Source organism: Streptomyces gottesmaniae (assembly GCF_031845845.1).
Taxonomy (GTDB): Bacteria; Actinomycetota; Actinomycetes; order Streptomycetales; family Streptomycetaceae; genus Streptomyces; species Streptomyces akebiae.
Genome location: NZ_JAVRFJ010000072.1, coordinates 14,436 through 28,749 on the forward strand (window position 1 = coordinate 14,436; position 14,314 = coordinate 28,749).

At 72.3% G+C, this 14,314-nt stretch carries 12 protein-coding genes; 7 read left to right on the forward strand and 5 right to left on the reverse strand.

Going from position 1 to position 14,314, the window contains the following annotated elements:
• The first annotated feature begins 44 nt into the window (after positions 1–44).
• On the forward strand, positions 45–1,328 hold the full coding sequence (locus RM704_RS43595; protein WP_033524548.1) for an adenylosuccinate synthase: 1,284 nt from the start codon (positions 45–47) through the stop codon (positions 1,326–1,328).
• A gap of 123 nt (positions 1,329–1,451) precedes the next feature.
• Positions 1,452–1,745 carry a DUF3303 family protein gene (locus RM704_RS43600; protein WP_033524549.1) on the forward strand — a complete coding sequence of 98 codons (294 nt, stop codon included), beginning with the start codon at positions 1,452–1,454 and terminating at the stop codon, positions 1,743–1,745.
• 68 nt (positions 1,746–1,813) lie between these two features.
• On the opposite strand, the gene RM704_RS43605 is transcribed toward RM704_RS43600, so the two are convergent.
• From RM704_RS43605 to RM704_RS43620, 4 genes are all read right to left on the reverse strand, one after another.
• On the reverse strand, positions 1,814–2,464 hold the full coding sequence (locus tag RM704_RS43605; protein WP_033524550.1) for a putative DNA-mimic protein: 651 nt from the start codon (positions 2,462–2,464) through the stop codon (positions 1,814–1,816).
• A gap of 99 nt (positions 2,465–2,563) precedes the next feature.
• Complete coding sequence (locus tag RM704_RS43610) at positions 2,564–5,020, reverse strand: dolichyl-phosphate beta-glucosyltransferase (protein ID WP_033524551.1); 2,457 nt, start codon at positions 5,018–5,020, stop codon at positions 2,564–2,566.
• Complete coding sequence (locus tag RM704_RS43615) at positions 5,017–5,715, reverse strand: GntR family transcriptional regulator (RefSeq protein WP_033524552.1); 699 nt, start codon at positions 5,713–5,715, stop codon at positions 5,017–5,019. Before RM704_RS43615 ends, RM704_RS43610 begins: the two co-directional genes overlap by 4 nt.
• A gap of 142 nt (positions 5,716–5,857) precedes the next feature.
• Positions 5,858–7,213, reverse strand: a complete 1,356-nt coding sequence (locus RM704_RS43620) for an aspartate aminotransferase family protein (protein ID WP_033524553.1) — start codon at positions 7,211–7,213, stop codon at positions 5,858–5,860.
• Positions 7,214–7,385: 172 nt separating this feature from the next.
• Between RM704_RS43620 and RM704_RS43625 the strand changes: the two genes are divergently transcribed.
• The 4 genes from RM704_RS43625 to RM704_RS43640 all read left to right on the forward strand — a co-directional run bounded on the left by RM704_RS43625 (position 7,386) and on the right by RM704_RS43640 (position 12,736).
• Positions 7,386–7,997, forward strand: coding sequence for a DJ-1/PfpI family protein (locus RM704_RS43625; protein WP_033524554.1), 612 nt, complete (start codon positions 7,386–7,388; stop codon positions 7,995–7,997).
• Complete coding sequence (locus RM704_RS43630) at positions 7,994–8,461, forward strand: MarR family winged helix-turn-helix transcriptional regulator (RefSeq protein WP_033524555.1); 468 nt, start codon at positions 7,994–7,996, stop codon at positions 8,459–8,461. The genes RM704_RS43625 and RM704_RS43630 overlap by 4 nt, the downstream gene beginning before the upstream one ends.
• A gap of 165 nt (positions 8,462–8,626) precedes the next feature.
• Positions 8,627–10,963 (forward strand): serine/threonine-protein kinase, encoded by a 2,337-nt coding sequence (locus RM704_RS43635; RefSeq protein WP_033524556.1) that lies wholly within the window; start codon positions 8,627–8,629, stop codon positions 10,961–10,963.
• Positions 10,964–11,164: 201 nt separating this feature from the next.
• Positions 11,165–12,736 carry a PstS family phosphate ABC transporter substrate-binding protein gene (locus tag RM704_RS43640; protein WP_033524557.1) on the forward strand — a complete coding sequence of 524 codons (1,572 nt, stop codon included), beginning with the start codon at positions 11,165–11,167 and terminating at the stop codon, positions 12,734–12,736.
• 183 nt (positions 12,737–12,919) lie between these two features.
• On the opposite strand, the gene RM704_RS43645 is transcribed toward RM704_RS43640, so the two are convergent.
• Positions 12,920–13,687, reverse strand: coding sequence for an SLATT domain-containing protein (locus RM704_RS43645; RefSeq protein WP_033524558.1), 768 nt, complete (start codon positions 13,685–13,687; stop codon positions 12,920–12,922).
• Between the two features lie 277 nt (positions 13,688–13,964).
• On the opposite strand from RM704_RS43645, the gene RM704_RS43650 reads away from it, so the two are divergent.
• Positions 13,965–14,312: a YbaB/EbfC family nucleoid-associated protein gene (locus RM704_RS43650; protein WP_033524559.1), complete on the forward strand. Its 348-nt coding sequence runs from the start codon at positions 13,965–13,967 to the stop codon at positions 14,310–14,312.
• The last annotated feature ends 2 nt before the right edge of the window (positions 14,313–14,314 follow it).

The window sequence follows — 14,314 nt, forward strand, 5'->3', positions numbered from 1 at the left end:
GCCCCCGACCTTGGACATGCCCCGCCCGGAAGGGGTGTACGCGCGTGCCCGCACTTGTGCTGCTCGGTGCTCAGTGGGGTGACGAAGGCAAGGGAAAGGCGACGGACCTGCTAGGTGGGTCCGTCGACTATGTGGTGCGCTACCAGGGCGGCAACAACGCCGGCCACACGGTAGTCGTGGGTGACCAGAAGTACGCCCTCCACCTTCTCCCTTCCGGGATCCTCACTCCGGAGTGCACTCCGGTCATCGGTAACGGTGTCGTCGTCGACCCGTCGGTCCTGCTCTCCGAGCTGAGCGGTCTGAACGAGCGCGGCGTCGACACGTCCAAGCTCCTGATCAGCGGCAATGCTCACATCATCACGCCGTACAACGTGACCCTCGACAAGGTCACGGAGCGCTTCCTCGGGAAGCGGAAGATCGGGACGACGGGGCGTGGCATCGGGCCGACCTACGCGGACAAGATCAACCGCGTCGGTATCCGTGTGCAGGACCTCTACGACGAGTCGATCCTGACGCAGAAGGTCGAGGCGGCCCTCGACGTCAAGAACCAGGTCCTCACCAAGCTCTTCAACCGCCGCGCCATCTCCACCGACCAGGTCGTCGAGGAACTGCTCGTCTACGCCGACAAGCTCGCGCCCTACGTCGCCGACACGGTCCTGGTCCTCAACCAGGCCCTGGAGGACGACAAGGTCGTGCTGTTCGAGGGCGGCCAGGGCACGCTCCTCGACATCGACCACGGCACGTACCCCTTCGTGACGTCGTCGAACCCGACCGCCGGTGGCGCCTGCACGGGCGCGGGCGTCGGCCCGACGAAGATCAGCCGGGTCATCGGCATCCTCAAGGCGTACACCACCCGCGTCGGCGCCGGTCCGTTCCCGACCGAGCTGTTCGACGAGGACGGGGAGGCGCTGCGCCGTATCGGCCACGAGCGGGGTGTCACCACCGGCCGTGACCGCCGCTGCGGCTGGTTCGACGCGGTCATCGCCCGCTACGCGACCCGCGTGAACGGCCTGACGGACTTCTTCCTCACCAAGCTCGACGTCCTCACGGGCTGGGAGCAGATCCCCGTCTGTGTCGCCTACGAGATCGACGGCAAGCGCGTCGAGGAACTCCCGTACTCGCAGTCCGACTTCCACCACGCGAAGCCGATCTACGAGACCCTGCCGGGCTGGTCCGAGGACATCACCTCGGCCAAGTCCTTCTCCGACCTGCCCAAGAACGCCCAGGCGTACGTCAAGGCACTGGAGGAGATGTCCGGCGCCCCGATCTCCGCGATCGGCGTCGGCCCGGGGCGCGACGAGACGATCGAGATCAACTCGTTCATCTAGCCGCACCCGTTCCTCGCACAGGGCGCCTCACACCGGCCGGGCACGCGCAGGCGTGCCCGGCCGGGCCTATTCTGGAACGGTGCGCAACTTGCGCATATCGGGCGACCGGAGGAAGTGAGTGCCATGCGCGTCATGCTCAAGGCCCGTTTCGACACCGAGAAGTCCAACGAGGCCATCCGGAGCGGCACCCTGGGGAAGCTGATGCAGTCCTCCATGGAGCAGATCAAGCCGGAGGCGGCCTACTTCACCACCGACAACGGGCACCGGACCTGTTACATGGTCTTCGACATGCAGGACAGTTCGCAGATGCCCGCGATCGCCGAGCCGTTCTTCCTGGAACTGGGCGCGGACATCACCTACACCCCGGTCATGAACCCCGAGGACATGCAGAAGGGCCTCGCGGCACTGGGACGCTGAGCGCGACGTCCCGACGACCTGAGGACGCGAAGACCCGAAGACCCGAAGACCCGAAGACCTGAAGATCCTCAGCTGAAGACGATCATCGAGCCCTGCGCCAGGCTGCGGGTCGTCGCCGCGTGCAGGCCCAGCCAGACGTGCCGTTCGCGGGCGAACGGGCTCGGGTCGTAGGGCGCCGGGACGGCAGGCTCCTCCAACTCCGTGGGCGCGCGCGGTGCCTCGGGGGGCGCCGGCGGGTTCGCCGGGTCGATGCCGATGGCCGGGGCGACGAACTCCAGTTCCCTCAGCAGGCCTTGGGCGGAGCCCAGGGGGCCGCCCCCGGCGAGGAGTTCGTCGCTGGAGAGGGGCTGCGGGAAATCGACGGGGACATAGGCGCCCGCGTGGTCGTAGTGCCACACCAGGTGCGACTGCTGGGCCGTGCCCTCGAACATCTCCAGGAGCTGTTCGTAGTCTCCGCCCAGCGCGTCCACCGGCGTCACCGCGAGGCCGCACACCTGGAGCAGATAGGCGCGGCGCAGGAAGTGCAGCGCGTCGTAGTCGAAACCCGCGACGGGGGCGACCTCCCCGGTCAGCCCCGGCATGTACTGGTAGACCGGAACCGGTGGCAGCCCGGCCTCGCCCAGTAGCCTGTTGTAGAGCGCGAGTTCCTCGGCGAACGGGTTGTCGGGCGTGTGGCACAGCACGTCGACGAGCGGGACCAGCCAGAGGTCACAGGCCAAAAGAGAGCTCCTCGCGTCATCCGGCACGCACACGCACGGTAGGGATACGTTCGCGTACGGCACACAGTGGTCAGGGAAGCGTAGTCGCTGAGGGCGCCTTCAGTCCCCTTCGTGCAGGTCCCATACCCACACTCCGGCCACCCACCTCCCGGGTCGGCCGACCAGCTTGTCCACCGCCTCCCGCAACTGATCGTCGTACGGCTGCGGGCGCAGGACCAGCGCACCCGCGTGCCAGTACGCGAAGTCCCTGCGCGCCTGCGCCTGCCAGTTCCTGCCGATCACGGGGACCTTGCCGGTGTAGCGGACGTCACGCAGCAGGTTGGAGGTGTGGCGGGGGGCGGCGCCGTAGATGCCGACGCGGTCCTCGCCGAACGGGCCGTTGAAGTAGCCGCCGGGCATCCGGAAGCCGAAGTCCGCCGTGGTCTGCCAGCGCAGTGCCTCCGCGTTGCCCGGGTCCGGCAGCGGCACGGGCACCAGGGTCTCGCCGGCCCCGGTGTCGACGTACGACGCCCACGTGCCGTCCGCGAAGAACGCCGGGACCTCAGCGCGTTCCACGGACTTCAGCGGGGCCGGGACGATCGGCAGCAGGGCGAGGGTCACCGCCATGAAGCCGACGTAGCGCGTGCCGAGGGCGGGGGTGGCCGCCAGGCGTTCGCAGGCGATCGCCAGCAGCATGCCCAGCACCGGGGCGCAGATCATCGCCACCCGGCCCTCGATGACCGACTCGAAGAGGGGTTTCTCGGCCAGCAGCGCCCACGGGCCGGGCAGGACGAGATCCGTCTGCGGGAGGCGGATCTCGGGGCCGAGGGAGAGCACGGCGGCGGCTGAGCCCGTCCAGGCCAGCGCCTTCACCAGGGGGCGCTCCCACAGCCGTACGACGATGCCGAGGGCCAGCAGGGCCAGGGGCCAGCCGTAGAAGGCGTTCTGCTCGGTGATGTTGAGGGAGAGCGCGTCCGAGCGGTCGCGGTCGCCCGCGAGGAGGGAGCGTTCGGAGAAGGAGAGGAGCGCGAGCGGGCTGTTGCCGGAGTTGGCGCCGTGCGCGATGTTCCCGTAGCTCTGCGGGCCGAAGAACTGCCAGGAGAGCGGGAAGGTGACGATCGGGAGAGACACGAGGACCGCGATGCCGAGGCCCTTCAGCAGCGGGCGCCAGGAGTCGCGGGACACGTCCCGGCGGACGAGGCCGTAGGCGACGGCGAACAGCAGCATGCCCATGGCGGCGAGGAGGAGGGGTTCCTCGCCGAGGAATATCTGGTAGGCGGCCATCAGGCCGAGGACGATCCCGTCGTGCCGGGTCCGGGCGCCCGTGCACAGGCGCAGCGCCCGGTCGACGATCAGCGGGATCATGAACAGGACGACGAAGTTCGGGTGCGCGTTGGCGTGGCTGACCATCGGCGGCGCGAACGCGGCGAGGGCCGCTCCGGCGAAGGCCGCGCCCCGGTGCCGTACGACCCGTCGGACGATCAGCCGGTACCAGGCGGCGGCCGTGGCGGCGAGGCCCAGGGTCATGACCAGGGCGAGCGAGACCGCCGGGCCCACCAGGAGCGTGACGGGCGCGAAGGGCACCGACAGGCCGAGCATGACCGTGTTGGCCATGAGGTTCACGCCGTCGGGGAAGCCCTGGTAGGTGGTGAAGAGCGGGTTGCGCAGATGGACGAGGTTGTCGGCGGTGACCGCGAAGAACCACTCCCACTGGTTCTGGTCCTGGAGGGAGTCGGGGAGGTAGCGGCCGTTGGGGTCGATCCAGCGGCCGATGTAGAGGGTCACCGCCATCAGGAGGAAGCCCAGGACCGCGAGGACGTCGGCCCGGCGGACGGCACGGGCGCGCAGGACGGCGAGTTCGCCGAGGACGCGGGCGTAGTCCCGCGGGCGGATCTTCGAACCGGGCTGGTGGGACCAGCGGACGGGGACCTCGGCGACGGGCCAGCCGCTGCGGTGGAAGTACCGCAGGATCTCCACGTCGATCCCGAACCCGTCGAGTCGGGACGCGGCGAAGGCCTCGCGGGCGCGGTCGCCGTCGAACAGCTTGAAGCCGCACTGGGTGTCGCGGATGCCGGGCACCGCGACGCCGCGTATCAGGAAGTTGCCGGCCCGGCCGAGCGTCTCGCGCAGCCGGTGCTGGTGGCGCTCGATGCTGGCGCCGGGCGCCTCGCGCGAGCCGATCGCCGCCGTGTGGCCGTCGGAGAGCGCCTTGTCGAGCCGCTCCAACTCGTCGATGGGCGCGGAGAGATCGGCGTCCGTGAGCAGGACCCGGCGGCCCTGCGAGGCGAGGACACCGAGCCGCAGGGCGTGGCCCTTGCCCCGGTTGCGGTGCCCGCCGGAGACCAGCTGCACCCGCGCGTCGCGGGCCGTGACGGCGGCCACGACCTCGGCCGTCGCGTCCGTCGACCCGTCGTCGACGACGATGATCTCCCAGCGGGCGGCGGCCTCCGTGGCCGAGAGATGACTGATGATCGCGTCGAGCGTGGGGGCGAGACGGTCCTGCTCGTTGTACGCGGGCACGACCACGGAGAGGTCGACGCTCAGCTGCCCGCCGCCCGTCTTCGGGGACGTGCTCATCCGTCCGCCAGGCGTTCCACAAGCGTCAGGGACTGCTCGTCGTACCCGGCGATGATCTCCTGCGCGCTCTGCGCGTCCCGGCGGGTGAGGGCGTCGACGAGATCGGTGTGGTCGGCCCACAGGCGGCCCTTGAGATCGTCCGTGCAGTGGCTCTCCTGACGGAGGTACTGCACCGCGCACACCCAGGCCTGCACGCGCAGCCGGTGCAGGAAGTCGGTGAGGTACGGATTGCCGAACAGGGCACTCAGTTCGCGCCAGAACCGCAGGTCGTAGCCGATGAGGATGTCCAGATCGCCGGCGGTGGCGGCCCGCCGCGCCTCCTCGCCGCGCCGCCGGATCCCGGCGAGCGCGGCGGCCGTACGCGGGTCGACCTTACGGTCGCCGAGCCGCCGGAACATGCCCTCGGTGACCAGGATGCGGGCCTCGACCATGCTCCGGTAGTCGGCCACCGAGTACGCGTGGACCTCGAAGCCACGGTGCTGCACGGCGTCCAGCAGGCCCTGCGCGGACAGATCCACCAGGGCCTCGCGCACGGGCGTCGCCGAGACGCCGTACTGCTCGGCGATCTCCTTGACCGTGAACTCCTGCCCCGGCTTGAGTCTGCCGGCCAGCACCTCGTCACGGAGCGCGTCCGCGAGCTGCTGCCGCAGGGTGCTTCGGGTCACGGCGCCAACGCCGCCGCCGGTGCCGGGCATCGTGGTCTGGGTCCCCCATCCGCGTACGCGTACGCATCCTGTGCGTGCTCTCTCAGTTCTCTTACGAGCACGTCACCTTACGCGTTCGGGTTTCGCGGAGGTGTTTTCACCCTTCTGCCCGGCACCGCCGACGCCCACCGCCTCACACGGTGTGTTCGTCCGCCACGGACAGGGCCGCGTCCAGGGCGGCGAGGCCCTCCTTGGCCTCGGCCTCCGTGATGTTGCACGGGGGCACCACGTGGGTGCGGTTCATGTTGATGAAGGGCCACAGGCCGTTCGCCTTCGCGGCGGCGCCGAAGGCGAGCATGGGCGCGTTCGCCTCGCCGGTCGCGTTGTAGGGGACGAGGGGTTCGCGGGTCTCCTTGTTCCGCACCAGCTCCAGCGCCCAGAACATGCCGGTGCCGCGCACCTCGCCCACCGAGGGGTGCCGCTCGGCCAGTTCGCGCAGCGCCGGGCCGACGAGCGAGGAGCCGAGGGCGGCCGCGTTGGTCACCACGCCCTCCTCCGTCATGACGTTGATCGTCGCGACGGCGGCGGCGCAGGCCAGCGGGTGGCCGGAGTAGGTGAGACCGCCGGGGTAGGGGCGGCGGGCGAAGGTCTCGGCGACGGCGGGGGAGACGGCGACGCCGCCGAGGGGGACGTAACCGGAGTTCACGCCCTTGGCGAAGGTCATCAGGTCGGGCACGACGTCGAAGAGGTCCGCCGCGAACCAGGTGCCCGTCCGCCCGAAGCCGGCCATGACCTCGTCGAGGACGAACACGATCCCGTACTTGTCGCACAGCTCCCTGACCCCGGCCAGATAGCCCGGCGGCGGCACCATGATCCCGGCCGTGCCCGGGACGGTCTCCAGGATGATCGCGGCGATCGTCGACGGCCCCTCGAAGGTGATCGTCGTCTCCAGGTGCTCCAGCGCGCGGGCGCACTCCTGCTCCTCCGTCTCCGCGTGGAAACGGGTGCGGTAGAGGAACGGCGCCCAGAAGTGCACGACGCCCGCCGTGCCGGTGTCGGAGGCCCAGCGGCGGGGGTCGCCCGTGAGGTTCACGGCCTGCTGGGTGCCGCCGTGGTACGAGCGGTACGCGGCGAGGACCTTGGGGCGGCCGGTGTGCAGGCGGGCCATGCGGATGGCGTGCTCGACCGCGTCGGCGCCGCCGTTGGTGAAGAAGATCTTGTCCAGGTCGCCGGGGGTGCGTTCCGCGATCAGCCGGGCGGCCTCCGAGCGGGCCTCGACGGCGAACGCGGGGGCGAAGGTCGTCATGGTCGCGGCCTGCTCCTGGATGGCCGCGACGACCTTCGGGTGCTGGTAGCCGATGTTCGTGTAGACGAGGCCGCTGGTGAAGTCGAGGTAGCGGTTGCCCTCGTAGTCCCAGAAGTAGGAGCCCTCCGCGCCGGCGACGGCGAGGGGGTCGATGAGTTCCTGTGCGGACCAGGAGTGAAAGACGTGCGCGCGGTCCGTGGCCTTCACCTGGGCGCCGGTCCGGGGGTCGGGGCGAGGGGTCATGGGGGTCAGGCTAGGGGTGGGGCGCGGGTGGGGGACATCGGCTTTGTGTCTGCGTGCGGTCGGGTGGGCACGACAGTGTGTCGCCCCGCCGCGAGCGGCTGCGTCGCCGGGACGGTGGGCCCTCCGCCCACCTTTCATTGACAGGAGGCTGTCGAAATGACAGCATGTTGTCATGACTGATCGGAAGCCTGTTCATCTCGCCGTGTACGACACCTACGCCGACTGGGAGACGGGACTCGCCACCGCGTGGCTCGCTCGGGGTGGGTACGAGGTCCGTACGGTCGGGGCGGGGACCGCCGCCGTGCGGACGATCGCGGGGGTGCGCATCCAGCCGGACGAGGAGCTGGGGGAGCTGCGGCCCGAGGACAGCTCGCTGCTCGTCCTCACCGGCGCGGACCTGTGGGACGCGGGCGACGGACTCGCGCCGTTCGCCCGCAAGGCCCGGGAGTTCCTCGCGGCCGGCGTGCCCGTCGCCGCGATCTGCGGCGCGACCGCCGGGCTCGCCCGGGAAGGGCTGCTGGACGACCGGGCGCACACCAGCGCGGCACCCTTCTACCTGGCGGCCACCGGCTACGGCGGCGGTGAGCACTACGTGGACACGGACGCCGTCACCGACGGCTCCGGACTGCTCGTCACCGCCGGCCCCACCGAACCCGTCGCCTTCGCCCGCGAGGTCCTCCGCCTCCTCGGTGTCTACGAGGGCGAGGTCCTCGACGCCTGGTACCGCCTCTTCCACGACTCGGACGCGGAGGCGTACGCCGTGCTGGAGGCGGCGGGACGGTGAGCCGCGAGCAGCAGGACCTCCTCAGCCGCGCCGCCCTCGGCGTCTTCCGCCTCAACGGCCAGTTCCTCTCCGTCGCCGACGAGCTGGCGCGCCCGGCGGGGCTCACGGCCGCCTGGTGGCAGGTGCTCGGCGCGGTGCTGCCCGAGCCGCTGCCCGTCGCCGGGGTCGCCCGGGCCATGGGCATCACCCGGCAGAGCGTCCAGCGGGTCGCCGATCTCCTCGTCGACCGGGACCTCGCCGCGTACGTGCCGAACCCGGCCCACCGCCGCGCCAAGCTCCTCACGCCGACCCCCGCCGGGCGCGCGGCGATCGAGCGCATCGACCCGGGGCACGCGACCCTGGCCGCCCGCCTCGCTCAGGCGTTGGGGGAGGAGGAGTTCGCGGCGACCGTGCGGGCGCTCGAACGGCTGTCGGGTGTCCTGGACGGCCTCGCGGCGCCACCGGACGCTGTTACGGAACCGTAGACACCGCCCCATCCGCCTCCCCGTACGGCCACACTACGATCGGTCCGTTGCGCACGTACGCGACGTAGACGACGTTGATGAGGTTGCCGACGTAGGCGACGTACCCGTACGTACGGGGACACGGACGCGTCGGGGACGGCACGGGGAATCGGGGGGACGGTGGCCATGGAGAAGCTCGGGCCGGGGGATCCACAGCGGATCGGGGCGTACCGGCTGCTCGCGCGGCTGGGGGCCGGCGGGATGGGGAACGTGTACCTGGCCCGGTCCGAGCGCGGCCGTACCGTCGCCGTGAAGCTGGTCCGGCGGGAGCTGGCGGAGCAGGAGGAGTTCCGGGCGCGGTTCCGGCAGGAGGTGCGGGCGGCGCGGCAGGTGGGCGGGTACTGGACCGCGCCGGTGCTGGACGCGGACACCGAGGCGGGCATTCCGTGGGTCGCCACCGGATACGTCGCCGGGCCGTCCCTCCAGGCCGTGGTCGGCCGGGACCACGGGGCGCTGCCCGAGCGGTCCGTACGGATCCTCGCGGCGGGGCTCGCGCACGCGCTGGAGGACATCCACGCGGCCGGACTCATCCACCGCGACCTCAAGCCGTCCAACGTGCTGGTGACCATCGACGGGCCGCGCGTCATCGACTTCGGGATCGCGCGGGCGCTGGAGACCGTCACGGACGGCGGGCTGACGCGCACCGGCGCGCTCGTCGGGTCGCCGGGCTTCATGGCGCCCGAACAGGTGCGCGGCGACCGCATCACCCCCGCCTGCGACGTCTTCTGCCTCGGCTCCGTCCTCTCCTACGCGGCCACCGGCAACCTGCCGTTCGGCGCCGCCAACTCCGGGGTCCACGCCCTGATGTTCCGCATCGCGCAGGAGGAACCGGATCTGGAGGGGCTGCCGGAGGGCCTGTACGACATCGTCCGCGACTGCCTGCGCAAGGACCCCGCAGCCCGCCCCACACTGGCCCAGATCCTGCAGCGCACCGGTGCCGAGGACACGGTCTTCGCCGGCCGCTCGCGCGACCCGTGGCTCCCGAGCGCCCTGGTGGCCCAACTGGGGCGGCACGCGGTGCGGTTGCTGGACACCGAGGATCCTCAGGACCCTGAGGAGACGGGTGGTTCTGGTGGGGCGACGGGGCCGGGGGGAGCGGCGGGCGCGGCGGCTGCGGCTGCCGCGGGCGGCTCGGGCGCGTCGGGCGGCGGATCCAAGGGGCCGGGAGGTCCGGAGGGTGGTGGTCGGTCGACGGCTTCCCCGGCCTCGACTCCGCCCGCATCTCCGCCCGCACCTCCGTCGGCGAGCCCGTCCGTGAGCCCGTCGGTGAGCCCGTCGGGGGCCGCCGCCGCGAACTCGGCGGGCGGTGCCGCTGCCCAGAGCCAGCCGTCGGCCGAGTCCACATCCGTGCTCCCGGCCGTGGCCGCGGGGCCGCCGCCGTCGGCTCCGCCCGTGTATCCGCTGGGCGATCCCCATTCCCCGTACGGCGGCTCCGGTGCGTCCGGAGCCCCGGACGCGGACGGGAGGCCTGGGCCGGCGACGCCTCCCGGGGCCCCCGGCTCTCCTGCCGAGCACCCCGCCGCCACGCCCGCGGGTGCCGTACCGCCTCCGCCGGGAGTGCCGGGCGGGGAGCCGTTGGACCGGATGCCGACGCGGATCGCGGGGGCGGCCGGATCGCAGCCCCCTCCGCCGACCGCGCCGCCCGGACCCGGCGGTTACGTCCCGGGGCCCGCGCCCGCCGGGTACGGCTTCCCGCAGCCGTACACCCAGCAGCCCGCCGCCGGGTACGGCTACCCGCAGGGTGGGCCGCAGGCGTCGTACGGGGCGTACGGGGGGCAGGGGCCGTACGGTGCCGGCGGGGCGGGGCTGGGCGCGACCCCGCCGTACGGGCCGGAGCCCCTCTACGGCCCCGGGCCCGGCGTTCCTCCCGAACCGGAGCGAGGGAGCCGGCGCGCCTCCGTGCTGCTGGTCGCCGTCGCGTTGGTGGTCGCCCTCGGGGCGGGCGGCTCGGTGTACGCGTTGATGAAGAAGGGCGGCGACGGCGGCGAGGAGGACGACGCGAAGGGCGGCACGCGGACGAGCGCGCCCGAGACCCCGGGGCCGGCGACCGACGAGCCCACGGACCCCGTGACCTCGCCGGACCCGACCACCGAGTCGCCCGACGCCGGCACGATCCCGGAGGACTTCCTCGGCACCTGGAACGCCACCCTCGACGGCTCCGGCGGCTCGGACACCCGTCAACTCGTCATCCAGCAGGGCGAGGTCGGCGACACGGTGCTCTCGCTCACGGCGGACGGTCCGCTCGAAGGCGGCGGCACGTACCACTGCGTGTTCGAGGCGGCGCTCACCGACGAACCGGACGACGAGGGTCCGCTCCGGATCGGCCCCTCCACCGTCACCACCGGCGAACCGGCCGAGTCCTGTTCCCCCGGCGCCGCCACCACCGTCACCCTTTTGCCCGGCGGTCAGCTCCGCCGCGTCGACACGGCGGGCAAGGCGGTGACGTACACGAAGGCCGACTGAGCCGAAGGGGCCGAAGGGGCCGAAGGGGCCGAAGGGGCGCTGGAGCCGAGGGAGCCACTAGAGCAGAGGGGATCGGGGCCGCCCGGCTGACTTCCGCTGAACTTCCGGCCCCGTACCCGGATTGTCCGCGCTCCGTTTCCACCCCGGCCGTACCGTGTCCCCGCTTGACTGCGGAGCGTGAAGCTCGGGGGAGTGGCTCGGATGCAGGAGTGGCTGAGCGCGGAGAACGTGGTGGCGGTGGCGACCGCCGTGGCCGGTGTCGTGGCGTCGGCCGTGATGGTCTGGTACGAGCGCAGGGTGCCCAGACGCAAGCGGATCGGCTACCGCGTGCAGATGGACAACCCCATAGGCCACGACGTGCGTTCGGGACGGGCCAACGTCCGGCTCGGGCTGTTCGACGAAGCCCCGGACATGTCCGACGCCACCCTGGTCCTGCTGCGCGTCGAGAACGACGGTTCGCAGAGCATCGCCGACAACGACTACACCGGACGCGAACTGCACGGCCTCACCGCGGTGTTCAGTGGCCGCGTCATCCGGGGCGTCTCGGTCACCCAGCCGCCCGGCACCGACCACCTGATGGACCACTTCACCCCGGCCGCCGGCTTCGGCTACCGCGACGGCGTGCTCCGCATCCCCCGCGTCCCCCTCAACCGCGGTGACCACTTCAAGCTGCTCGTGCTCCTCGCCGGAGGTGACGTCGACAGCCCGATCCGGCTCATCGGCGGCATCCGCGACGGCGAGGTGCACCCCAACCGCAGCGCGACGCCCGACGAGAAGCCGCCGCTGTTCAGCCGTGCGGCCCGGCTGATCACCGTGATGCTGACGCTGTGCGTGATCGCGCTGGCCGCGCTCGTCGTCGTACGGGACGACACCCCGCCGCCCGTCGAGTGCGCGTCGGGAGAGCTGACGCTCACCGGGTCGACCGCGTTCGCGCCGGTGCTGCGCGGGCTCGCGCAGGAGTACGAGAAGGACTGCGCGGGCGCCGAGATCCGGGTGGACGCGCGGGGGAGTTCGGCGGGTGTGAACGAACTCGCCGCGCTGGGCGCCGGATCGAAGAAGGGCTCCCCGGCGGTCATCGCGTTCTCCGACGGACCGAGCACGAGCGCGGCGCCCGAACTGGTCGGCCACCGGGTCGCGCTGTCCGTCTTCACGCTCGTCGTCAACGACGGCATCCGTCCGCGCGGCGGAACCCTCACCGTCGACGACGTGCGCCGTGTCTACCGGGGCGAGATCACGCGCTGGAGACAGCTGGACCCCTCCCTCCCCGACATCCCCGTCGTCCTCGTCAGCCGGGACGCCGACTCCGGGACCCGGCAGGTCTTCCAGCGGACCGTGCTGGGCGGCTGGGAGCAGGTCGCCAGCACCTCGCTCGACTGCCGCCGGGACGACCTCGCGACCGCCCGCGTCACCCGCTGCGAACTCGACTCCACCGAGCAGGTCCTCGCCAAGGTCGCCGCGCTCCCCGGCGCCATCGGCTACAGCGAACTCACCCTCACGACCCGCCGCCCCGGCCTGCGCCGCCTCGCCCTCGACGGCCGCACCGCCTCCGTCGAGACCCTGGAGAAGGGCGACGCCACCTACCCGTACTACGGCGCCGAGTACGCCTACACCTACCGCCGACCCCCCGCCAACTCCCTCGCCGACAGCTTCCTCGCCCACATCCGCCGCGGCACCGCCCAGAGCGTCATCCGCAACCACGGACACGTGCCGTGCGAGACGGCGACGGGGTCGAGACTGTGCGACGAGCGAGCGAGGGACGACGCGACCGGTTGAGCGGGGCGGCCGGGGTAGGGGGTGACCGGGGGCGGGGCGACCGGGGTGCGGTGTGGCCACCGGGTGCCGCGCCTCCGGCCCCCGCGCCTCCGCGTGCCGCGCCTCCGGCCCCCGCGCCTCCGCGTGCCGCGCCTCCGGCCCCCGCGCCTCCGCGTGCCGCGCCTCCGGCACCCGCGCCCCCGTCTACCGCGCCTCCGGCGGCCGCTGGCGAGGCATGTTCGGCCGAGCCCCCGGCGGCAACGGCACCCGCCCGTTCATCGCGCCCTCCGGTCGTGAGACGGATCCCCCCGCCCGCACCCCCAAGGGCGCCGCCCCCGTGCGGAACTCCAGCATCCAGTCCGCCGTCTCGGCCCGCACCAGCTCCGTGATGTCCTCGGAGAACCGCCGCAGCACCCCCAGGCACCGCTCGGCGGCCTCCCCGGCCGTCCCCTCGGCCGGTCCCAGCACCTCGCGCGCGCTCTCGGACGCCCAGTCGAACCGCAGCATCTGCAGCCGCCGCTGCACCGCCTGGGCCGTGGCGACGTCCCGCATCCACCCGGAGGTGACACCGAAGAACCGATCCACCGCCACGCACCCCACACACGACAGCAGCGCGAGATACCCCCAGGGGGCCACCCCGCCCACCGCCCCGGTGAGGTCGAGCAACGGCAGCGCGGCCCCGACGAGCGCCCCGGTCGCCGCCCCGATCCGCAGCACCCGGGCCGCCAGCCGTTTCCACACCCGGTCCGCGAGATACCACGCGGCGGTCTCCAGCGCCGCCCGCTCCACCCAGTGGTACAGCTCCTCCAGTCGCTCCGCCGGCGCCCCCCAGTCCCCCTGCGGGAACGGCCGCCCGGCCAGATCCCCGATCCACGGTCCGGTCGCCGCCGTCCACGGCTCCGCCCACAGCCCGGACCCCTCACCCCGCCCGTCCTGGGGTCCCCCCTCGGGCTGCATCTCCGGCTGGCTCACCCGGCACTCCCTACGTACGTACGGCGCTCACGCACCACCCTGACGCGGCCGGACCCTTCCTACCGCCCAATGGGTGGCGAAGATGGTGCTTTCGCCGCTTATCCCCTGGAAGATGCCCTTGATCGGATATACGAATCCCCGCCGACTCACTCGAAAGAGTGGCGCGGCAGAGGCCGTGCCGACCACGTAGGCTCGTTGCGACCGCAAGTTGGTCCATGGGGCGTCCAGAGAGCCGTCCCCGCGGACCTCCGCAAGTACTCGTGCGAGGGAGCTGAACGTGATCCCCGGTGGTGGCCAGCCCAACATGCAGCAGCTGCTCCAGCAGGCCCAGAAGATGCAGCAGGACCTGGCGAGGGCACAGGAGGAGCTCGCGCGCACGGAGGTCGACGGCCAGTCGGGCGGCGGCCTGGTGAAGGCCACCGTCAACGGCTCCGGCGAACTGCGTGCCCTGAAGATCGACCCCAAGGCGGTGGACCCGGAGGACACCGAGACCCTCGCCGACCTGATCGTCGCGGCCGTCCAGGCGGCCAACGAGAACGCCCAGACCCTCCAGCAGCAGAAACTGGGCCCCCTCGCCCAGGGCCTCGGCGGCGGTGGCGCGGGCATCCCCGGCCTGCCCTTCTGACC

Coding starts and splice junctions, on each gene's coding strand:
- RM704_RS43610 (WP_033524551.1), bottom strand. CDS start 5,020: ATGAGCACGTCCCCGAAGACGGGCGGCGGGCAGCTGAGCGTCGACCTC.
- RM704_RS43635 (WP_033524556.1), top strand. CDS start 8,627: ATGGAGAAGCTCGGGCCGGGGGATCCACAGCGGATCGGGGCGTACCGG.
- RM704_RS43620 (WP_033524553.1), bottom strand. CDS start 7,213: ATGACCCCTCGCCCCGACCCCCGGACCGGCGCCCAGGTGAAGGCCACG.
- RM704_RS43615 (WP_033524552.1), bottom strand. CDS start 5,715: ATGCCCGGCACCGGCGGCGGCGTTGGCGCCGTGACCCGAAGCACCCTG.
- RM704_RS43600 (WP_033524549.1), top strand. CDS start 1,452: ATGCGCGTCATGCTCAAGGCCCGTTTCGACACCGAGAAGTCCAACGAG.
- RM704_RS43640 (WP_033524557.1), top strand. CDS start 11,165: ATGCAGGAGTGGCTGAGCGCGGAGAACGTGGTGGCGGTGGCGACCGCC.
- RM704_RS43625 (WP_033524554.1), top strand. CDS start 7,386: ATGACTGATCGGAAGCCTGTTCATCTCGCCGTGTACGACACCTACGCC.